The organism is Coleofasciculus sp. FACHB-542 (assembly GCF_014695825.1).
GTDB lineage: Bacteria > Cyanobacteriota > Cyanobacteriia > Cyanobacteriales > FACHB-T130 > FACHB-T130.
This window is the reverse complement of record NZ_JACJPB010000030.1, coordinates 25,101-45,968: the sequence shown is the minus strand read 5'-3', so window position 1 is coordinate 45,968 and position 20,868 is coordinate 25,101. Positions and strand designations below refer to the sequence as shown.

The 20,868-nt window shown below is 45.7% G+C and carries 16 protein-coding genes; 10 read left to right on the top strand and 6 right to left on the bottom strand.

Annotated elements, in window-relative coordinates:
* Positions 1-262: 262 nt before the first annotated feature.
* On the bottom strand, positions 263-655 hold the full coding sequence (locus H6F52_RS10300) for a hypothetical protein (protein WP_190534311.1): 393 nt from the start codon (positions 653-655) through the stop codon (positions 263-265).
* Positions 656-889: 234 nt separating this feature from the next.
* Here H6F52_RS10300 and H6F52_RS10295 point away from each other — a divergent pair, with 234 nt between their 5' ends.
* The gene (locus tag H6F52_RS10295; protein WP_190534308.1) at positions 890-1,630 is read left to right on the top strand and encodes a peptidylprolyl isomerase; all 741 of its coding nucleotides are present in this window, start codon (positions 890-892) and stop codon (positions 1,628-1,630) included.
* Positions 1,631-2,163: 533 nt separating this feature from the next.
* Here H6F52_RS10295 and H6F52_RS10290 read toward each other — a convergent pair.
* Positions 2,164-3,036, bottom strand: coding sequence for a hypothetical protein (locus H6F52_RS10290; protein ID WP_190534305.1), 873 nt, complete (start codon positions 3,034-3,036; stop codon positions 2,164-2,166).
* A 341-nt stretch (positions 3,037-3,377) separates the two neighbouring features.
* Between H6F52_RS10290 and H6F52_RS10285 the strand changes: the two genes are divergently transcribed.
* The 4 genes from H6F52_RS10285 to H6F52_RS10270 all read left to right on the top strand — a co-directional run bounded on the left by H6F52_RS10285 (position 3,378) and on the right by H6F52_RS10270 (position 11,106).
* Positions 3,378-6,461, top strand: coding sequence for a zinc-dependent metalloprotease (locus H6F52_RS10285; protein ID WP_242033904.1), 3,084 nt, complete (start codon positions 3,378-3,380; stop codon positions 6,459-6,461).
* Between the two features lie 507 nt (positions 6,462-6,968).
* Positions 6,969-9,695, top strand: coding sequence for a zinc-dependent metalloprotease (locus H6F52_RS10280; RefSeq protein ID WP_190534302.1), 2,727 nt, complete (start codon positions 6,969-6,971; stop codon positions 9,693-9,695).
* Positions 9,696-10,169: 474 nt separating this feature from the next.
* The gene (locus H6F52_RS10275) at positions 10,170-10,757 is read left to right on the top strand and encodes a type II toxin-antitoxin system antitoxin SocA domain-containing protein (RefSeq protein WP_190433750.1); all 588 of its coding nucleotides are present in this window, start codon (positions 10,170-10,172) and stop codon (positions 10,755-10,757) included.
* Positions 10,729-11,106 carry a hypothetical protein gene (locus H6F52_RS10270; protein ID WP_190433748.1) on the top strand — a complete coding sequence of 126 codons (378 nt, stop codon included), beginning with the start codon at positions 10,729-10,731 and terminating at the stop codon, positions 11,104-11,106. Before H6F52_RS10275 ends, H6F52_RS10270 begins: the two co-directional genes overlap by 29 nt.
* A gap of 197 nt (positions 11,107-11,303) precedes the next feature.
* On the opposite strand, the gene H6F52_RS10265 is transcribed toward H6F52_RS10270, so the two are convergent.
* Both H6F52_RS10265 and H6F52_RS10260 read right to left on the bottom strand, forming a co-directional pair.
* Positions 11,304-12,809: a pitrilysin family protein gene (locus tag H6F52_RS10265; RefSeq protein WP_190534299.1), complete on the bottom strand. Its 1,506-nt coding sequence runs from the start codon at positions 12,807-12,809 to the stop codon at positions 11,304-11,306.
* A 28-nt stretch (positions 12,810-12,837) separates the two neighbouring features.
* A complete protein-coding gene (locus H6F52_RS10260; RefSeq protein ID WP_190534296.1) occupies positions 12,838-14,487 on the bottom strand; it encodes a pitrilysin family protein in 1,650 nt (549 codons plus the stop codon).
* A 156-nt stretch (positions 14,488-14,643) separates the two neighbouring features.
* Here H6F52_RS10260 and H6F52_RS10255 point away from each other — a divergent pair, with 156 nt between their 5' ends.
* The 5 genes from H6F52_RS10255 to H6F52_RS10235 all read left to right on the top strand — a co-directional run bounded on the left by H6F52_RS10255 (position 14,644) and on the right by H6F52_RS10235 (position 19,313).
* Positions 14,644-15,279, top strand: coding sequence for a TetR/AcrR family transcriptional regulator (locus H6F52_RS10255; RefSeq protein WP_190428402.1), 636 nt, complete (start codon positions 14,644-14,646; stop codon positions 15,277-15,279).
* 225 nt (positions 15,280-15,504) lie between these two features.
* A complete protein-coding gene (locus tag H6F52_RS10250) occupies positions 15,505-16,746 on the top strand; it encodes a Rid family detoxifying hydrolase (protein WP_190534294.1) in 1,242 nt (413 codons plus the stop codon).
* Positions 16,747-16,988: 242 nt separating this feature from the next.
* Positions 16,989-17,996, top strand: a complete 1,008-nt coding sequence (locus tag H6F52_RS10245) for a GTP-binding protein (protein WP_190534291.1) — start codon at positions 16,989-16,991, stop codon at positions 17,994-17,996.
* A gap of 21 nt (positions 17,997-18,017) precedes the next feature.
* Positions 18,018-18,929: an alpha/beta hydrolase gene (locus H6F52_RS10240; protein WP_190534288.1), complete on the top strand. Its 912-nt coding sequence runs from the start codon at positions 18,018-18,020 to the stop codon at positions 18,927-18,929.
* A gap of 129 nt (positions 18,930-19,058) precedes the next feature.
* On the top strand, positions 19,059-19,313 hold the full coding sequence (locus H6F52_RS10235) for a hypothetical protein (protein ID WP_190415162.1): 255 nt from the start codon (positions 19,059-19,061) through the stop codon (positions 19,311-19,313).
* 207 nt (positions 19,314-19,520) lie between these two features.
* On the opposite strand, the gene H6F52_RS10230 is transcribed toward H6F52_RS10235, so the two are convergent.
* Together H6F52_RS10230 and H6F52_RS10225 are read right to left on the bottom strand one after the other, a co-directional pair.
* Positions 19,521-20,057, bottom strand: coding sequence for a Uma2 family endonuclease (locus H6F52_RS10230; protein ID WP_190534285.1), 537 nt, complete (start codon positions 20,055-20,057; stop codon positions 19,521-19,523).
* A gap of 120 nt (positions 20,058-20,177) precedes the next feature.
* The gene (locus H6F52_RS10225) at positions 20,178-20,837 is read right to left on the bottom strand and encodes a (2Fe-2S) ferredoxin domain-containing protein (protein WP_190534282.1); all 660 of its coding nucleotides are present in this window, start codon (positions 20,835-20,837) and stop codon (positions 20,178-20,180) included.
* Positions 20,838-20,868: the final 31 nt, after the last annotated feature.

Genomic DNA, 20,868 nt, shown 5'->3' with positions numbered 1-20,868 from the left:
TGCTGACTTTATTTAAGTTGTTGATCTAAGGACATATAAACAATATGATTAAATCATCTCAATGCGTTTTGTATCTTGGTCTAGCTGGAAGCTTGATCGTATCTGTTGCTCTACCTTCCCAAGCTAACCCTCCGGGTGGCAAAGATTTCACCAGCGCTTTAAGCGTCATTAGTTCATTTTCCTCTGGAGGTGGTTCTAGTAGTGTCACCGCTACCAGTAGTGCAACAGCAACCTCGTCTGGTGATAACGGTTTCAGCAGCAGTCAAAGTACCTCTAGCGCATTCTCATCTTCAGCGGGTTCTGGCAGTAGTAGTAGTGCGACAGCAACATCTCCTACAGGAACTCCCAGTAGCCAAAGTGCGACAGTCTTTACTCCTGGCGCAACATCCAGTAGCGCTAGCGCCACAGCTGCCGCATCTACAACTTCTCCTAATATTACGAGCGTCACTGTTGCCGCACCCGCAACCTCTACCAATCCCACTAGCGTCACCGTTCCTACACCTGCAACCTCTGCCAATCCCAATAGCGCTAATATCACTAGCGCTAATATCACTAGCGCTAAAGTTAATGCGCCAGCAACAATCATCCCTAATGCTGCTGGAATCTCAACCACCTTGCCAGTGGCAACCTTCTCTAACCCTAACGTCCCAGGCACTTCCCGCTCATCAACCGTTGTCGCAACCTACATTAGCAACTTCTCTTTGCTATCATCTCTTCCAGACAAGAGTGAGATTATTGAACAACGTAAAGACCTTTCTGTTGAAAATAATAGTAGCAACAATGAAGGAGCTTCCTATAGCCTTGTAGGGCTAGGTAGCCGAGTTTTTCCAGGCCTTGGTCTGAGGCTAGTTACTGATTAAGTCTAACTGAGTGGAGTCATAACAATGATATGACCGATCTTTCAGGGGCATCTATTCATCCGAATGAAGTGGTTAATTTCCTGAAAAAAAATCTTCAGTTGAAGGATGTCCATCAAAAAATTTTATATCAAAGAATCATCGAAAAAGCGGCTCAGGAAAGAAACCTAACAGTCACCGCAGAAGAAATTCAGGCTGACGCGGATAGGCTGCGTTATGAGAAGCGTTTGGAGAAAGCCGCAGACACGCTAGCATGGCTGTCAGACCAGATGATTAGTGTGGATGACTGGGAGACAGGAATTAGCGATCGCATTCTTGCCCGCAAATTAGCTAATTCTCTATTCTCTAAAGAAGTCGAAAAATTCTTCGCGGAAAATCGGCTTGATTTTGATCAAGTTTTACTCTACCAAATTATTGTTCCTTACGAAAAGGTCGCTCAAGAACTTTTCTATCAAATTGAAGAAGAGGAGATCGATTTTCATCAAGCCGCTCATCTTTACGATTGTGATGAAAGGCGCAGACATCATTGTGGATTGGAAGGCAAGCTTTTCCGCTGGAACTTAAAGCCAGATATTGCCGCCCTTATATTTAGTGCCCAAATCGGAGAAGTAATGGGTCCCATCCAAACCGAGCAAGGTTATCATCTCTTAATGGTTGAAGAGTTCATTCCTGCGGAATTAACCCCTGAAAGGTATCAAGAAATCCTTGATAGACTCTTTGAAGAGTGGTTAACCAGTGAGGTAAATTATATGGTTCACAACCAAATGGTTTAAACAAGCCACCAATTTTGGGTGAATTTAAAATTCAATTTTAACTCTTGCTTTTAATTCAGTATTCAGAAGGGAGGATATCAATCGTGATCCGTTCTAAAGTCTTAATTCAGCGAATCGTCTCATCTGATGGAAAAAGTGTTGCAGAAGCCAAGAGCGTAGTCATTACGTCGGATGATAGTGAGAGTACAATTAGTCAATGCGTCACGGTTGAAGTCTGTTCCGGCAATCGTTGTAGCAGTCGCTCAACATCTAGCGTGACTTCTAAATAGACACCTGCCTGAAAAGTGGGGTGGGATATAATCTTACTGCATCCAAACGAGAATTGTTATATCCCTAGCGATTACAGATCGCCCTTTCTACAAGCATTAGGATGTTCCTATTAGGGACTTTTAGAAAAAGTAATCTCTATGCCATTGTAGGGGCACGGCATTGCCGTGCCCCTACAGCAACTATTCCCTACTAAGAGGCTTAAAAATGAAGGCTACGTAGGCAGGCTTCGTTCGCGTAGCTACGACTTTAGTCACCTGACGTTTTTACTTTGACTTCACTGCAACAGCTTTCTTTCTGGCTTCATATCCAACGCCCATTAAGCAGAATAAGAGTAAAGCTAAAGTACTCGAAAACTCTGGGGTTTCAGCAATTGCCTTACTTGCTTTCACTTTATTTGTCTTAGTTTCTACTAAGGTTAGATAAGTTAAGCTATCGAATTTACGCGAAAACTTACCTTGAATAAAAGCTTCAGCAGTTTCTTCGTTGCCTCCAAAAGAAGTCTCTAAAAAAACTTTATTTGGCTTAACGGTTACGTTGGCGCTCTTCTCATAAGAAAGAAAATCACCAGGTTCTAATGTCTTTATTTTTCCGGCTAAGCTAAAAAAGTCTAAAGGAATCCAAGTCTTCGTATCTTTATTATTTTGGGTGTTATATAACTGAAAATTTACCTCGCTAGACGCACTAGCATATTCAAATTCTGGTTCGTCAATAGAGGTTTTAAGACCTAAAAAAGCTGAAAAATCGAAAGAGAAAGTTTGACCTGCATTTACTAGAAAGTTATAGCCAATCACTCCAGCTACGCTTTTCACCTGTCCAAAATAGCTCTTACCTTCGCCCTCAATTTTACTTAAAGAGAAATTGAAAGCGGAGGTTTTTTTAGGGGAGGGATCGGCTGTAAATTCTGCAAAGGCATCAGCATCGGCAGTCACCTCACTACTGCTTGTAAATATCTCAGTAAAAGCCTCAGTAAAAGCCTCTACCTCAATAGGTGAGTGGCTAAATTTATTCAGTTCTACTGTCGCTTCAGATTTGGCTAGAGTTGCAGCCCAACCAGGCGCAGCAACGAACGCAGAGCTAGCCATCAAAGGCGTTGCGAACAGCAAGAAGCGTAAGCTGGGACGTTGTTTGGTTATCATAAAAACCTTATTTCCTTATGTCACTAAAATTTTGGGCATGAGAATTTTGACCTGCTGAAAGTTGCAGATAGAAGCGATGAACTAACAAAGGAACAATTTCACCTAGACTGTTTTCAATAACAATAAACAGTCTGTTTGTTAAATGGATGTCTCCATTTAACAAGCCTTTGGGTTACGCTGAAAAGACTGACGAGAAAAGTTTCTATTGCACTCTAGCAAAGAAATACTTAAGGACTTTCACGTAAGTATCATAATCCCGATTCTCTAAAATTAGAGTAAAGCTCCAGTAAATATACTGAAATACTTTTTAAAGATTTGATGAAGTAGGAATGGTCATTCGGATGCTGAACAAAATGAAAAAATTGCCGTTCTATCTATGGGTTCTACAAGGAGTGTTGTTCGGGATAGAGCTACAAGTAGCAGCGCAGGCGCTGGTGCCTCTAAAAGCGGTGGAAAGGTTGGGCGGTCGCCAACAGATGCGATCGCTTGAGGCTGCTGTTACCAAGAAGCAGCTATCTGGAAGCCAGAAGTCAGACCGTTTTACTAATAAATTGCAACAGATTCCTATCGATCGGGGAAGCGCAAATAAGTTGCCTCAAAAAAGTGAAGAGGGGTCAGCACTCGAAATTCCTACCTCTGTCACGTCTCCGTATTCTCACGTATGGATCATCAAAGACAGCCAAAATCAGCCAGAGCAACAGCCTTTTGCGTGGATGGTCAAAGATACTAAAAAACAGTATGAAGATGGCAGTACGGTGCCGCTACAACCGATATTGGGGCTGCTGAAAGATACCAACCAGGCAGCGCTTCAGATGGCAGACGCGGGTGACGCGGGTAAAGCTACTAAAAAGTCTGGCTTTGATGAAATCGTTAAAAATACGGAGAAGGTGGAAGGGTTGTTTACCCTCTACCGCAACAAGAAGACGGGCAAAATTTATTTAGAAATCAAGCCCGAACAGCTCAATAAAAACTTCCTCGGCACCGTGACGATGGAATCGGGGATTGGAGAACGCGGGATTTATAGCGGAGTTCCCCTAAATGATTTCCTGTTTTATTTTCGTCGCGTGAACGAGAATTTACACTTTGTAGTTCGCAATGTTAACTTTCGCACGCGCTCTGGGGAGCCGCAAGAGCGATCGCTCAACCGGGCGTTTAGCGACTCTGTCCTCTACTCCCTAGACATCAAAGCAACTCATTCGCAACGCAAAACCCTACTTATCGATATGGGAGACTTACTCCTCACCGATTTGCCTGGGTTAACTTCGATGTTAAAAACATTGTTGGATACTTCCTACCGCCTCGACAGCAGCAAGTCGTATTTTGACACCGCCAAAGCCTTTCCCTTCAATATTGAAATTTCCTCGGTTTATGGTTTCTCATCGACGAGTAGCGAGGACGCAAATTTAGCGACTCTGCCTGATAGCAGGGCACTCAGTCTTAAAGTACATTACAGTTTATCCCAGCTACCGGAAAACAACGGCTATATTCCGCGTCTCGCCGACGACCGCATCGGCTACTTTATCACCGCCTACAAGGACTTCTCCAACGACAACCTCAGAGAACCTTTTGTTCGTTATATTCATCGCTGGCACTTGGAAAAGCAAGATCCGAAAGCATCTCTGTCGCCACCCAAGAAACCAATTGTCTTCTGGATTGAGAATTCTGTTCCGGTTGAGTACCGCGACGCCATCCGCGAAGGCGTTCTGATGTGGAACAAAGCTTTTGAGAAGGCGGGATTTAAGGACGCCATTGAAGTGCGGCAAATGCCGGATAATGCAACTTGGAGTCCCGCAGATGTCCGCTACAACACGATTCGCTGGATCAATTCTTTGGATGGATATTCTGCCAGAGGGCCATCGCGTGTCAATCCGCTGACTGGCGAAATTTTAGACGCCGACATCATTGTAGATGCCAACATGGTGCAATCGATTAAGCAACGATATCGCACCCTTGTCGAGTCAAGCCAGCCGTCGGGAACCGGGTTATTTTCCCAAATTGCGGAGAATCCCAATCTCTGCAACGGATTGGAAAGAGGAAAAACAGAGGGAAATTCTCAATCATCTACCCCTGATTTTTCGCAACTCCTGCAAGACCACGATCTCTGCTATGGCATGGAAGCGGCTACTCAATCGGCGATGGGCGCGATCGCATTATCGCTGGTTCACAATGTCTTGCCTAGCAGCAATGAAATGAAAGAATTTGTGCATCAGTATATCCGCCACCTGATTTCCCATGAAATTGGACATACTTTAGGGTTGCGGCACAACTTCCACGGTAGCACTCTGCTAAAACCAGAAGAATTGAACAACACCGACATCACGCGCCTCAAAGGAATGACGAGTTCGGTGATGGACTACGTTCCCGTCAACTTGGCACCCCAAGGTGTGAAGCAAGGAGACTATTATCCAGCCGTTGTTGGTCCTTATGACAAATGGGCGATTGAGTACGGTTATAAACCGAGTGGGGCAACAAATTTTGTGGCTGAGAAGCGATTTCTAGAGCAAATTGCCTCCAAATCACCCGAATCAGAATACGCCTATGCGACGGATGAAGACATCTTGGATCTCGATCCGGGTGCCAGTCTTTGGGATTTGAGTGGCGATGTGCTGCGCTATTCACAGTCGCAGATGGACAACGCCCGGATGATGTGGGGGCGTCTGGATAAGCGTTATCCGTTGCGGGGCGATAGCTATGAAGAAATGCGCGTGTTGTTTAACACGATACTAAGTTACTACTTCAGTAACGCTAATTTGATGAGTCAATACATTGGTGGACAGTCATTTAGCCGCAACCATGCTGGAGATCCCAACGGGCGTTTGCCGTTTGAACCCGTGCCCCTGGAAAAACAGCGCGATGCATTGACAAAAATAGGAAAATATGTGTTTGCGGCAGACGCTTTTGATTTTCCGCCGGAATTGCTCAATCAGTTAGCACCGTCGCGCTGGAGACACTGGGGAAATCCGATCCCGATTTTCCGACTGGATTATCCGATTCATGAAAACCTGCTGTTGCAGCAACGTCGGGTATTGCGATCGCTTCTATCAGAAGATCGCCTCAATCGTCTGCGCGACATTGAACTGAAAACGAAACCAGGGGAAGCGCTGACGCTACCGGAACTCTTCGACACCCTGCAAAATAGCATTTGGACAGAGGTGCAGCAATCCGATCGCAAACCCGCGAATATTTCCAGCCTCCGCCGTTCCTTGCAACGCGAACATCTGGAAATCATGCTGGGGATGGTGTTGCGGACTGAATCGGTACCGGAAGATGCCCGAACCCTAGCATGGTACGAACTGCAACAACTGCGGAAATCGCTGGATAGTGCATCGAAGCAGAAGAACCTCGACACCTATACCAAAGCGCATCTTCTGGAAACACGCGATCGCATTAACAAAGCCTTAAACGCCCAGTTGGAATCGAAGTGAATCCCCTCTCCGACGATACATGGTGCAACGTCGAAGAGGGCTTTGGGGAGAGGTCTGCCGACTTGTAAACTTTTTTGTTTTTTTTCGCGGATAGTATTTTTTTACACGAGAGCGGGAACCTTAAACAGGGAGACGCTGATGCACGCTAAAGTTGAGCGCGTTGCAGACGAGGCTTAACTTTAGCGTGCAAAATAGCTTCCTAGATTTTGTTGAAGAGAAACGAAAGGAGTCATTTAGTGTCTTCAATCCCGCTTATATCCTGTTTTTTCAGTCCTGGGAAATTTCAACTCAATGGCTTTCAAATAGATCGCATTGCAAGCAATTTGAGAAATCCGGAATATTGAAACTTGCGTAGGTAGGTCTCCTTGGTCTAGACGGTACAGACACCTATCAAGGCGTTTTTCTAACCGCCCTTGGTACGGGAAGAAGACTTGATAAAAAAACTTTCAACTTCTCATCCCTCTCTTTTCACTAATATCAACAATTGTTAATCAGCTTACAGACAACATGAAAAGATCGCCATTCTATGTATGTTTTCTCCTCGGACTATTACTCGGAAATGCTGCTTCAGCTAAAGCCGCGATTACGAACGCCCAGAAGCCATCCGTACATTCTCAGGTTTTAGCTAAAGATACAAATATAGAAAATTCAAATTTTCAATCCTTCGAGGAAACGGTTAAAAATACTCAAAAATTGGATGGATTATTCACTCTCTACCGAAACAAACAAACCGGCACAATATATCTAGAAATCAAACCAGAACAGCTCAATAAAAATTACCTTGCCACCATTACCTTAGAATCGGGGATTGGCGAACGCGGTCTTTATAGCGGAATGCCGCTGCAAGATATGCTTTTCTACTTTCGCCGGGTCAACAACAATTTGCACTTTGCCGTCCGCAACGTGAACTTCCGCACCAGTCCCGGCAATCCAGAAAAGCGATCGCTAGAACGAGGGTTTTCTGACTCCGTTCTCAGTTCCCTGAAAATTATCAGCATTCATCCGCAACGTCAAACCATTCTCGTCGATCTGGGGAACCTGCTACTCAGCGATTTACCTGGATTAAGTTCGTATTTAAAAACTGCTTTGGAGGCTTCATACCAGCTAGAAGAAGACAAAACCTACTTCGGTGCTGCCAAAGCTTTCCCCCTGAACATGGAAATTGAGTCGATTTACGGCTTCTCTAACCCTAGTGGAGATGACGGGGCGTACCTGCCAACACTGCCAGACAGTCGCGCCCTTTCCCTCAAGGTACATTACAGCCTCTCTCAGCTGCCGGAAAACAACGGCTATATTCCGCGTCTTGCCGACGAACGGATTGGATACTTCACGACGGTTTACAAGGATTTTTCTAGTAAGAGTGGCAAAGATCCGTTTGTGCGCTACATCCAGCGCTGGAATCTAGAAAAGCAAGATCCCGCAGCTTCCCTGTCGCCACCCAAAAAACCAATTGTCTTCTGGATTGAAAATACTGTCCCGGTTGAGTACCGCGACGCTATCCGCGAGGGCGTTTTGATGTGGAACGCCGCGTTTGAGAAGGCGGGATTCAAGGATGCGATCGCAGTGCAGCAGATGCCAGACAATGCGACTTGGGACCCGGCTGATGTGCGCTACAACACGATTCGCTGGTTCAATTCTTTGGATGCCGCATTTGCATTAGGACCGTCGCGGGTTAACCCGTTGACTGGGGAAATCTTGGATGCTGACATTATCGTGGACGCTGACTTTGTGAATTCGTTCAAGCAGGAATATCACCACCTGATCGAACCGAACCAGAAGGGGAACAGCAGTATTTGTAACCGTGGCTTCTTGCCTTCTCACTCGTCTAAACAAGGTGCAGCGCGGGGTGGTGCCAACAGACAGGTAAAACCTTCGTTATTAGAACAGGATGGTCATAACCATCGGTGCGAGGGAATGCAATTTGCCAATCAGATGGCAGTTGGGTCGCTGTCGCTGTCACTATTGCAGAATGTCAGTCCCAGAAGCGATCGCATGAAAGAGTATATTCATCAATTTGTGCGATTGCTCATTGCTCACGAAGTCGGACACACTCTAGGCTTAAGACATAACTTCCGTGGCAGTACTCTCCTAACACCAGAGGAATTGAACAACACCGACATCACCCGCGCTAAGGGGATGGTGAGTTCCGTCATGGACTATCTGCCACCCAACTTGGCACCCCAAGGCGTCAAGCAAGGAGATTACTATACCAGCAAGGTGGGTGCTTATGACGAGTGGGCGATTGAGTATGGTTACAAACCCAGTGGCGGGGTAATTCCCATCGCCGAACAGCGGTTTCTGGATGAGATTGCCAAGAAATCGAGTCAGCCGGAATTAGCTTATGCCTCCGATGAGGACAGCTTTGACCTCGATCCTACCGTGAACCAATATGACATGAGTCTCGATCCGCTAGGCTATGCGCGATCGCAACTGGATATCGACCGCCAACTATGGGATCGTCTCAATAAAGGGTATCCCGGCACTGGAGAAAGTTATAGCGAAGTCAGCGATCGCTTTAACACCGCGTTCATGCACTATTTGCAAAACGTGTTCTTGATTACTAAGTATATTGGCGGACAATCGTTCTACCGCGATCGCCCCGGAAACCGCAACGGACGCTTACCCTTTGAACCTGTGCCAGTCGCCAAGCAGCGCGAAGCCTTGGCAGCATTGCAAAAGTATGTCTTTGCGGAAGACGCTTTTAATTTCCCGCCGGATCTACTTAATAAGTTAGCACCCTCGCGCTGGATGGATTGGAGCAATAATATTGCAATTAATCGCCTTGATTTTCCGGTTCACGATAGCATCTTCTTCCCGCAAAGCATTGTTTTGAGAGAAGTGCTATCGGGCGATCGCCTCAACCGTCTGCGCGACTTGGAACTGAAGAGTCAGCCAAATCAAGCGCTGACGCTACCAGAACTATTTAATACCTTGCACAGTGACCTTTGGAGTGAGTTGCAGCCAGCAGATAGCAAGTCGGTGAAGATATCCAGCTTTCGACGGGCTTTGCAGCGAGAACACTTGCAGATACTAATCGGCATGGTGTTGCGGACTGAGGACGTGCCCGAAGACGCCCGAACGCTTGCCTGGTCAAAATTGCGCCAATTGCGCGAAGACATCAACGGCAGCCTCAGACACCGGAGTGGGAACTTAGACGAATACACCAAAGCACACCTGCAAGAAACACGCGATCGCATCTCTAAAGCCTTAGATGCTCAGATGCAATCAAACTGAAGCAAGCGATCGCCAAAACGAAGGTAGTCTGTCACACCTTGAAACCGTCCAGTTCTTCGACAAAAGTAAAAAAAATTCCTCTTGAGCAACGTTTGGGCGTAAGGCTGAACTGTAAGCCATCGAACAAAACAGGTGTAACAAAGATAACTCCTCCAAAGCTGAACGATGGCTTAATCGATTACATCAGTCGGAGGATCGTCAAGCATCAGTTAAACAGGTGGTACAACCGTTGAGCTTCTAAAACTTGGGATTGCAAGCTTTAATCAAAGGAGTCAGGAGCTGGGAATCAAAGTCCAGACACTTCCTGACTCTTAAATTCTGCTGGAAGATATAGTTAGTTGGTGCATTGCCCTATAGCCATTTTGCAGAAAAGTAGTAATTTTGTACTATATACTTGCATGCTTCGGTTATAATAATACATATTAATTGAAAAATGCTACAATCAAAGATTTACTATTTTTGCGGGTTTGAGCTATGATCGATTGTCTCAATGTGGCTCGCTATTTCATTGTGAGAGCTTACGAGGACGGTATAGAAGCTGAAATGACCAACATGAAGGTTCAAAAGCTTCTGTATTATTCACAAAGCGTACATTTGGCATTGTACGATGAGCAATTGTTTGATGAAGTAATCCAAGCATGGCGATATGGCCCTGTATGCCCTCCTGCTTACAGGTTTTACAGTGAATTTGAAGCTAAGCAATTACCTATCCCGGACAAAGAATTCTTGTTGCAGATTCCTAATGAGAAGAAAAAACTTTTAGAAGAGATGTGGGGATATTTTGGTGGCTACCATGCCTATCGACTTAGTGAGATGACACATTTGGAGTTTCCTTGGAAGAAAGCTCGAAAGGGTTTGCCACCTGAAGCAAGTTCAACTGAGCCGATTCTTCTTGAGGATATGAAAGCGTTAGGTTATAAGAAGCTTGATGTGATAGAGCGTGATAACCCCGCGTATGAATCTGTGATGTCCAAGATATTGGAGGATGCTTTTAACTCGGAATCCTCAACTCGCATTAACAAAGGAGAAGTGCGTGACTGGCTCAACTCCCTTCTCGATTGAAGAATCCGAAAATTTCAAACGTTCTTTCAAAAAGCTTGCAAAAGCTTATGGGGCTGATTTTATTGAGCTTGTCGCAGATACCTTAGAAGATTTAACTGAAGACCAGTGTCCCATAAATTCCCGTAGAGAACCTTTACCGGGAAAAATTCAGTTACCTGAAGGATGGACGTTTCATAAGTTGGAGTTAAGGGTTTCCAAGGGCGCTTCAGGACAAATCAGATTGATGTATTTAGTCAGTACCACTGTATGGGTAGTCAAACCTGTGTGGATTTATAGCCACGAGCAGTTTGAGAAACGCCCTGCTGACAAAGAGCTGAAGAGTGTTATCCAAGAAATTTTAGACTGTTAGCTTTCTCTTTTACCAAACGGAAGCGTGGCGAGAGATATTACGGAAAGAGCGATCGCTCTCTTAAATTACTTGAAGAGAGCGATCGCTCTTTCGTAGCTAACAGAGAGTTAGGGCAATTGTTAAGAGAAAATTCAGTCAGTCTGCATTCGCTTTATTATCTGATTATTGCTTCTGGCTCGGTTTCTCTAAACTCAGCACTAACTATTTTTTGATGCTCCTGGAATCGCAATATCTATCGATGTAACATTGGGCGTGATGCTGGTTAGAGGCGGCTGAATTGCAGCAGCATTTCCAACCACCAGGGTAACAATGTTCTCTGGCTGGAGATATTTTTCAGCAACCCGTTGAATATCCTCAATCGTGGTTGCTTCCACGTCGCGCTGGTAACGAAAGATAAAATCCTTCGGGTAGCCGTAATATTCATATCGCATCAATCGCGACAGAGTTTGGCTGGGATCTTGGAACTTAAAAACAAAAGAATTGAGTTCCGACTCCTTGGCGTAGGAAAGTTCTGCTGGCGTCACTGGATTGGTGCGGATGCGCTGGATTTCCGATAAAACGCCCTTAATGAAGGGTACAGTCGCATCTGAACGAGTTTGTCCCCCAGCAAGGAATACGCCTGGGTAGTCATATTGAGCGCCCCAATAACCGTACACCGTGTAAGCGAGACCTTGGCGCGATCGCACTTCGTTAAACAACCGTCCGCCAAAACCGTTTAACACTCCATTTAATACTGACAGAGCCGCATAGTCAGGACTGTTCAATTGACCGCCCAGATGACCCATGACAATATTACTCTGGGTTAGCTGCGGCTGATTTACCAGAAACACGCCTCCCCGCTTTGCCTGTTCCGCCCCTGGTATCGGTGGAGTTTGCGCTGTGCCTTTTGGCTTCCAGTTGCCAAACTTTTCCTGGATCATCTGACGCATCGCCTTACTGTCAAAATCCCCCACGATGCCCAGAATCATATTCTTCGGATGAAAATATTTCTGGTAGAAACTGATTAAGTCATCGCGGGAAATGTTGTCTAAGGTTGCATATTCTACGGTGCGAGCATAGGGGCTATTGTTGCCATAGACTAATTTCTCAAATTCGCGGGAAGCAATACCACCTGGGTCGTCATTCCGCCGCGCAATTTCACCGCGCTGTTGCGTCTTGGCTAAATCTAGCTTTTCCTGTGCAAAAATCGGCTCTTGGATTACCTCAGCAAACAAACTAAATACGTCCTTCAAGTCTTCAGAGAGCGTCGTAAAGTCAGCACTACCCGCAGTGCTAACAATACTGCTCTCTACCGAAGCGGCGCGTTGTTCCAACAATTGGTTTAGTTCATCGCTGGAGTGCTTCGCGGTTCCGCCAGTCCGCAGGACTTCCCCAACCAACGTAGCCAAACCTACCTCGTTTTCTGGTTCCAGACGAGCGCCGGTGCGAATCATCGCCGTGCCACTCACGAGGGGAAGTTCGTGATCTTCCATCAGATACACAATCATCCCATTGTCCATCTGATAGCGCGTGTACGGAGGGACCTGAATTTCCGGCAACGGCGGAAACTTCAACTCTGTATAATGCCGCGCTGTATCCGCTACTGCTGGCATCAAAAATGTCAAAAGTATCAAGGAGAAAGTCAAAAGAAACAGAAAATAATTTTTCCTTTGTTTTCCTTTGCCCTTCTTCAGCAAATTCTGCCTAAACCACTGCATACTCATTCCTCTTCCTTCTTCTTCCTCTCAGTCCTCAGTCCTGTTTAGGCAGAATTCGCCCAATTGTCCGGTTTTGTGGCTGGAAAGTTTCTTTCGCCACTCGCTGAATCTCTGCGGGTGTCACGGTAGCGATCGCATCTAGTTGCTTAAACAGGTTCCGCCATGAGCCGGTTTTCACTTCATAGTCCACCAGCGACATCGCCATGCCCATATTGGAATCGAGCGATCGCAATAAATCAGCTCTTGCCTGTGTCTTCACCCGATCTAAATCCATCGCCGCTACGGGTTCCGTCTTCAGCCGCTCAATTTCCTTGCTCAAAGACGCCGCCACTTCATCCACTGTATGACCGGGAGCGGTCAGCGCATAGAACAGCATCAAATTCGGATACTTATCTCCCGGAAAGCCACTAAAACCTTCCGCATTCAGAGCCACTTGCTGCTCTTCTACTAAAGACTTGTAGAGGCGAGAAGTCCGACCATCGCTCAACAATCGACCGATCAGTTCATAAATTGCATGATCCGGATGATTCATCGCCGGACGGTGATAGCCTTCTAGATACCAAGGTTGGGATTGCAGCCGCAAGGTGACATCCTGCGCTTCCGTTTGCTTGGGTTCCGTCGGTAATTGCTCCTCCGTCGCAGGTCTCGCTTTGTAACGTCCAAAATAAACTTGAGCCAGCCGTTTCACTTCCGTTGGGTTAACATCCCCAACGACCGCAATAGTTAACTTGCTGGGGACGTAGTGCGTGTCAAAAAACTCCTGCACATTTTCGCGGGTAAGATTGCGGATGTCCTGGTCGTAGCCAATCACTGGACGCTTATAGGGATGCACTTTGAAAGCCGCATCGAGAAAAGCCTCAATCATTTGACCGATGGGCGAGTTATCAGTTCGCAACCGTCGCTCTTCCAGGATGACTTCTTTCTCTTTATAAAATTCTCGAAACACTGGGTCTAAAAACCGCTCTGACTCCAGCGACATCCACAGCTCTAATTTGTTGGAAGGAAAGCTGTAGAAATAGACTGTGGAATCTGTAGAGGTTGCCGCATTTAGACCGACGCCTCCCGCTTGTTCGACAATTTGACCCAGTTCATTTTGCTTGACATATTTTGCTGCTTCGGCTTCAACTTTGTTAAATTCTGCCTGCAACGTTGTCACTTCTGCCGATTTCTTTGCCGCTTTTGCTGCCTGAATTTGTTCGGATAACTGGTCTAAACGGTCTAAAAGCGGTTTTTCTGCCTTGTAGTCCTGCGTACCAATGCGTGTGGTTCCCTTAAAAGCTAAATGCTCTAGAAAGTGAGCAACGCCTGTTTGACCATTGGGTTCGTTGGCACCCCCCACATCGGCATAGGTGTAAAAAGACACAACCGGCGCTTGGTGCCGTTCCAATACAATAAACTTCAAACCATTGTCTAAGCGAAACTCTGTCACCCGCTGAATCACCCGGTCTAAATAGGGCTGAATCGATTGGGTTGTGGCAGTCCCATCCGCCTTTTCAAGCGTCTGGGTACGAGCTAACGCCACATTTGGCTGCATACCCCACCCCAGCAGCAGCGCGAGCAGAAAAGCCAGAATGCTTCGCCACTGACGCTGTCTTGACGGTTGAGGGCTGGGGTTCAAACTTTCCGGTAACGGTTGTGCTGTCGTTGGGATTGACACACACAAGAATCGACAAAACTGACTCATACAATACTAAAGATTAAGCAGCGCTAATTCCAAGATATTGACTCTAACGTGGATTGTGTGGTGTTAACAATCTGTGAAGGTTTGGGTGATTGATTACTCGCCTATAGCACAATTGCATTAGGGTGTTAGTGGTAATCCATCCATTTATTTCTTAATATGGGAATTTTTAACCGGAAAACGGTAGGAACAACTAAGCAAGTTGCTCATACTGAAGACGATACTCACACCCGAATTTTACAGGCAGCACAGCGGTTATTTGCCCGCCAGGGATATGAGGGGACAACAACCCGCGATCTTGCCGCAACAGCGGGGGTTGCAGAAGGAACGTTGTTTCGTCATTTTCCGAACAAAAAGGCGATCTTGATTGAGGTGGCGACGCAAGGCTGGGTAGAAATTCTCACAGATTTATTAACGGAATTGAGTGAAATGGGCAGCTATAAAGCTGTGGCTCAGGTGATGCATCGGCGGATGATGAATCTACGTGAAAATGCGGATATGCTGCGGGTTTGTTTTACAGAAGCGCAGTTTCATCCAGAGTTGCGCGATCGCATCCAAGCTGAAGTAATTGTCAAAATGACGGATGTGGCAGAAGCTTTCTTTCAAACTGCAATGGATAGAGGCACCTATCGCCGCATGAATCCGAGAATTGTCGCCCAAGTTTTCTTGGGGATGTTCACAATTGCCGGTTTTAGCCACGACACCCTATTGGGAGAAAATGCTTCCCCGAAAGCAATGCAAGAAATGGCAGAAGGGTTGGCTGATATTTTCTTAAACGGTGTGTTAGCGAAATAAAGCAATTAAGATTAGCTCCGGCAATTAGAATTTGCATGAGTTGCGGAGATTAGAATTTGCATTAATCCGACCATTTAAAATTTGCATGAGTTGCGGCGATTAGAAATCGCGCCTACACAGACAAAACCCGCCTTCGCGGGTTTAAAACAACGCTCCAGCGATTTCCTGTTCGTCCGGTGTCTTAAACTGATGCAAGTGCGCGACAATCGCTAAGCTAAACCAACAATGAACGCTGAAGAATTTCTAGAAAAATACGCCAAGGGCGAACGGAACTTTCAAGGAGTAAAACTAAGTGGGATACAGCTCCCAGGTGCAAACCTAAGTAAGATAGACCTACAGAATGCAGATTTGACCGGAGCTGAGTTACATCAGGCAAACTTGGCTAATGCCAACCTCACTGGCGCAAAATTTAGCAGAGTATCCTTAATTGGAGCAAATCTGAGTGGGGTGCAAGCTTCTTCAGTAAATTTGGGTTTGGCAGAACTCAGCGGTGCCAACCTCAGTAAGGCAAACTTGAGTGGTGTTAACTTTAATAATGCCAACCTAGACAATGCAAACCTAAGTGATGCTCAACTAAATAGTGCCAACCTAACTAAAGCGTCTCTAAGTCAAGCCAACCTTGTTAGAGCAAACTTGAGTAATGCGAAACTAACGAGTGCAAACTTATTTGAAGCTGACTTAAGTCGGGCAGAATTAGCTAATGTTAACATCCAAGATGCCAATCTCCAGGGAGCCAAGCTCCGTGGTGTCAAGTTGCCCAGCTATAATTTGTCAGCTATGAATTTTGCTGAGGTAGATTTAGGCGCAGCAGAACTGACAAACATACAGTTTAGAAAAGCCTGCCTGCGAGGGATAAATTTAGAGAGAGCAGGTCTGCAAGGAGCAAATTTCATGGGGGCAAACCTGAATGGAGCCAACCTGAAAAAAGCAGATTTGACTGATGCAAACCTTTATGGAGCAAGCATCAAGGGTGCGGATTTCACGGGCGCGATAATGCCCGATGGGGAAGTTTACAAGTCCTCAGCCTCTGATACAGAACCCCGCAAACAGGAAACATCGTTATCAACACAAATACTAATGACACGCAAAGTAATTCGTACAGAGAACGCACCAGCACCAGTCGGGCCGTATAATCAAGCGATCGCTGCCAGCGGTCAGATGATCTTCGTCGCCGGTCAAATTGCTATCGATCCTAGAATCGGTGATATTGTCTACACCGACGATGTAGCCAAGCAAACAGAACAGGTAATGGCTCATCTTGAAGCGATTCTGTCTGCTGCTGGGGCTAACTTTGAAAATGTGGTCAAGACCACCGTTTTTCTCAAAGATATGAATGATTTTGCTGCGGTTAACGCAGTTTATGGTAAATATTTTGATGCGGAGACAGCCCCTGCCCGTGCCTGCGTGCAAGTATCCCGTCTACCCAAGGATGTGCTGGTAGAAATTGACTGCATTGCGGTAATTTAAGACCGACAACGCCAAGCGCGATCGCATTGTAGGTTAGACTCGCTACTCTAACCTACGCCTGTATAGCCTGCAAGCGATTGATAGAAGAGTTCGCCTACGAAGCACTACCTGCGATCGCCTATGATAATAGTTATCATTATTAAAAATATCTTGGCATTCTGAGAACTTGCCATGTCATCGCAGACACTGCGCCGCATGGTGTGAATCTATGTCTGCATCGCTCAATTAACACCGAAAGAGTAATGAACAATCTTACAGCACCCAAACAAAACCTGATTTCGGATATTCCTAAACGGGGAATGCCAGTCACGATCGTTACAGGCTTTTTAGGCAGTGGTAAAACAACGCTGCTTAACCATATTTTGCATAATTGTCAAGACTTAAAAGTAGCAGTTTTAGTTAATGAATTTGGCGATATTAATATCGATAGCCAGCTATTGATTTCCGTCGATCGAAACATGATCGAACTCACTAATGGCTGTATTTGTTGCACCATCAACGATGGATTGCTCGATGCAGTTTATCGGGTGCTGGAACGGAGCGATCGCATTGATTACTTAATTGTCGAAACAACCGGAATTGCCGATCCATTGCCCATTGCCTTGACCTTCATTAGTACAGATTTGCGCGATCTAACTCGGCTCGATTCTATCTTGACTTTGGTGGATGTGGAAACGTTTACACCGGAGCATTTTGAAAGTGATGCCGCCCTCAATCAGATTTCCTATGGTGACATCATTCTGCTGAACAAAACCGATTTGGTTCCAGAAGCCCAAGTCAAGGAGTTGGAAGACTACATTCGCGCCATGAAAGTAGGCGCAAGAGTTTTGCGAACCTCCTACGGACAAGTTCCTCTGCCACTAATTTTAGATGTGGGAGTTTCCCAAGCGGAATCTTATCCAGCTAAAGAGGAATCTAGCCATCATCACCATCATGATCATCATCACGATCATTCCCACCACTTAGAAAATGATGGTTTCATGTCATTTTCTTTTCAAAGCGATCGCCCTCTCCTTTTAGAGAAATTTCAACAATTTTTAACCGAACAACTTCCCGAAGACGTTTTTCGCGCCAAAGGTTTACTCTGGTTTAAGGAAAGTAGTTTACGCCACATCTTTCAACTGTGCGGTAAACGGGTTGAAATGAAAACTGACAAGTGGATTTCTCAAAAGAGCAATCAACTGGTATTTATTGGGCGTAACTTGAATGAAGCCCAAATTCAACAGCAGTTAAAAGATTGCCTAGAGTAAATAAAATAGGGATTGTGTCTTATGGCAACTTCAACGATTTCTGCACCTAGTACTGTCGGAATTGGCGGAACCGTTCAGGAATATCTCTGGGCTTGGGAAGGGCAACAATTACCCATAGTTCATGAAACTCTAGGCAAAGGATCTCCCATATTACTTCTGCCAGCTTTCAGCACTGCTTCCACACGCTCGGAAATGCGCGGACTGGCAGAGTTATTATCATCTCAGTTTCAAGTCGTCGCTCTCGATTGGCCTGGATTTGGGCGATCGCCTCGTCTACCCTTGAACTACCAACCCGCCCTATATCACCAATTTCTGCAAGATTTTGTCAAAAATGTTTTTGATACTCCAATAGCCATCATTGCTGCTGGACACGCTGCTGGTTACGCGATGCAACTAGCGCAACAACAACCGCCCGTTTTGTCACGGATTGTTTTAGCGGCTCCCACTTGGCGCGGGCCATTTCCGACGATGATGGGTAAAAAGCAAGGGTGGTTTAGAACGCTAAAGAATGTAGTGCGATCGCCCATTTTAGGACAAGCTCTCTACAAGCTAAACACCACAGAATCCTTCATTAGCTTGATGTATCGTCGCCATGTCTACGTTGAACCTGACTCGCTGACTCCTAGCCGACTCGAACAAAAGTTGCAGACAGCACATCAACCAGGAGCGCGTTTTGCTCCCGCCGCCTTCGTCACCGGAGGTTTAGATCCGGTTAATCATAGAGACGATTTTCTCGCCTGGTTTCAGCCTTTACCCTTACCCGTGATGGTGGTAATTGGCGAACAAGCACCGCCGAAATCAAAAGCAGAAATGGAAGCAATGGCTAACGTCCCAGGAGTGCAGACACTCCGGCTTCCCGGTTCGTTGGGATTACATGAAGAGTACGCAGATGCTGTAGGCGCTGCTATCTTGCCATTTTTGATGGGTGGATGAGCGCGATCGCATTTACTTGTCCTCAAGCCAAGCCAAGCTAACACAGCTAAGGATTTGGTTGCCGTTAAGCAAAACTTAGCGGGCAATTAATTGGCTATAATGCCATCAAAAACTGTCAGCTTTTGAATTATGAACAGAATTGCTCTTGCTTTGCTTACTTGTCCGATAATTTTGGCATCAATGCTCCTGCTAGCGAATACAGCACAAGCCGCTGAAGCTTCAAATATGATGCTGTCTGCACCAACTGCACAAGTTATTGTCGTGCAATATCAACAAGTGCCTGCATCTGTGCAACCGAGTAATCCTATCAAAGACCATCTAGGGTGCAGTTGTGCTGCTTGCACTAAGGCTCTGAGTCAAATGCAAGGTCAGTTTACGCTTTAGTCAAGATGGACGGCGATGCCAAAAAAGCGATCGCGCTTTCTTGAGTTGAAGAATTTCCTTCTCTTTACCCACTATGCCCGTCTTCAGGCGGTAATGGTGGGTTTTTGCTTAATCCACGTAACTTTTAGGCGATCGCTCTTGCCACGCTACTCGCGCTAAAATTACTATCCATTTAGTAATATTTTAAATCTCTATCAACTGTCAGCTTCAAGCTAACAATTCATCTAGCGCTACACTAAATCCTCTGAGTACAAGTTGCGTACTCACTACATCACCAGTATTAAACCCTAATGTCTGACTTTGAGTAATTAACAATACCCGACGACTCTCAGGAAATACTAGCCAGACTTCTGAACAACCCGATTCTAAATACTCGCTTGCTTTGGCAAACAAATCCTCGGCTGAATCCGTTGGAGAAGCGATTTCAGAAATCAGCGGTGGACTTTGTGGTAATGCTCCTGCCTCACCAAACTGCGCTACCAATTCCGCTGTGAGATAGGATACATCAGGACGACGCCCCTGCTTCAAAGTCCGACAGGGAAGTTCTACAACAACCTCTCCTCCTTGTCCAGATTGGGTAATGAAATTTTTCCAGCCCCAAGCTAACCTAGTCTGAACTATACTATGTTTTACCGTCATTCCCGTTTTCTCCACAAGTTGTCCATCCACCCACTCCATGTGATCGGGGGGATTAGCCATAAAGTCTTCTAGAGAGCAGCTTTCGGTTACAGTAGCGATCGCCATAGTTATCTACTCGCTTTGGTCAGGTACTAATATTATGGCAGGCTGCACATAGACGATACCCCCAACTTCCTGATAAAAAGAAGTTGGGGGTATGTATTATCTATAAATTACGAAAAATTATTAACGAACCCTAGCTGTTTCGCACTCCAAACGAGGTGCAATTAGCTCTTCAGATACCATCTCATCTGGAAAATGTTTATCTATAATTTCAGGGATTTCTGTAGCGTTAATCCGAGTGTAGCGGGTTTTATCCGGCATAACGATGTTTGGCCCTGATTTGCAACGCTTCATGCAGCCAGTTCCTTTAATCGTAACCTGGTCGTCCAAGCCGCGATCGCGCAAACCTTCTTCCAAAGCCTGACAAACTTTATTAGCACCCAACTTGCAACAATCTGACTTCTTACACACCAAAATTGTCGCTTTGACGCCGGAAGGTAGAGGTAATTTTTTAGCAGGTCGAGGCAATTCCTGAATTTCCTCAACTTGTGTAACTTCCTGAGATTGGCTGGGGGGAACACCCGGTTTAACCAGATAAGCCTTTTGTTTGACTTCTCCGCTTTTTAACTTGAGCTTAGTTTCGCCAAAAACCTCAACCCAAGTACCGGGTGTCACTCCTGAGCGAAATAGGGAAATCCGAGCTTCTTTGGCAAGCTTTATCTGACATTCACCCTGTGAAGTTGCGAGTCTCAAATATTTGATTTTATAGCCATCTTCGATGACAAAACCGAGTAACCATCCCTCAAGGCGGAATTCTGAGTTGTTTTGTTTAAATTTACTCATGCTTTTTTACAACCTCTTTTAACTTTCTTTT

What these genes read in the sequence shown, in the direction of transcription:
- H6F52_RS10295 (WP_190534308.1), top strand. Translation starts at nt 890, where the DNA reads ATGACCGATCTTTCAGGGGCATCTATTCATCCGAATGAAGTGGTTAAT.
- H6F52_RS10290 (WP_190534305.1), bottom strand. Translation starts at nt 3,036, where the DNA reads ATGATAACCAAACAACGTCCCAGCTTACGCTTCTTGCTGTTCGCAACG.
- H6F52_RS10285 (WP_242033904.1), top strand. Translation starts at nt 3,378, where the DNA reads ATGCTGAACAAAATGAAAAAATTGCCGTTCTATCTATGGGTTCTACAA.
- H6F52_RS10280 (WP_190534302.1), top strand. Translation starts at nt 6,969, where the DNA reads ATGAAAAGATCGCCATTCTATGTATGTTTTCTCCTCGGACTATTACTC.
- H6F52_RS10275 (WP_190433750.1), top strand. Translation starts at nt 10,170, where the DNA reads ATGATCGATTGTCTCAATGTGGCTCGCTATTTCATTGTGAGAGCTTAC.
- H6F52_RS10265 (WP_190534299.1), bottom strand. Translation starts at nt 12,809, where the DNA reads ATGAGTATGCAGTGGTTTAGGCAGAATTTGCTGAAGAAGGGCAAAGGA.
- H6F52_RS10260 (WP_190534296.1), bottom strand. Translation starts at nt 14,487, where the DNA reads ATGAGTCAGTTTTGTCGATTCTTGTGTGTGTCAATCCCAACGACAGCA.
- H6F52_RS10255 (WP_190428402.1), top strand. Translation starts at nt 14,644, where the DNA reads ATGGGAATTTTTAACCGGAAAACGGTAGGAACAACTAAGCAAGTTGCT.
- H6F52_RS10250 (WP_190534294.1), top strand. Translation starts at nt 15,505, where the DNA reads ATGAACGCTGAAGAATTTCTAGAAAAATACGCCAAGGGCGAACGGAAC.
- H6F52_RS10245 (WP_190534291.1), top strand. Translation starts at nt 16,989, where the DNA reads ATGAACAATCTTACAGCACCCAAACAAAACCTGATTTCGGATATTCCT.
- H6F52_RS10240 (WP_190534288.1), top strand. Translation starts at nt 18,018, where the DNA reads ATGGCAACTTCAACGATTTCTGCACCTAGTACTGTCGGAATTGGCGGA.
- H6F52_RS10235 (WP_190415162.1), top strand. Translation starts at nt 19,059, where the DNA reads ATGAACAGAATTGCTCTTGCTTTGCTTACTTGTCCGATAATTTTGGCA.
- H6F52_RS10230 (WP_190534285.1), bottom strand. Translation starts at nt 20,057, where the DNA reads ATGGCGATCGCTACTGTAACCGAAAGCTGCTCTCTAGAAGACTTTATG.
- H6F52_RS10225 (WP_190534282.1), bottom strand. Translation starts at nt 20,837, where the DNA reads ATGAGTAAATTTAAACAAAACAACTCAGAATTCCGCCTTGAGGGATGG.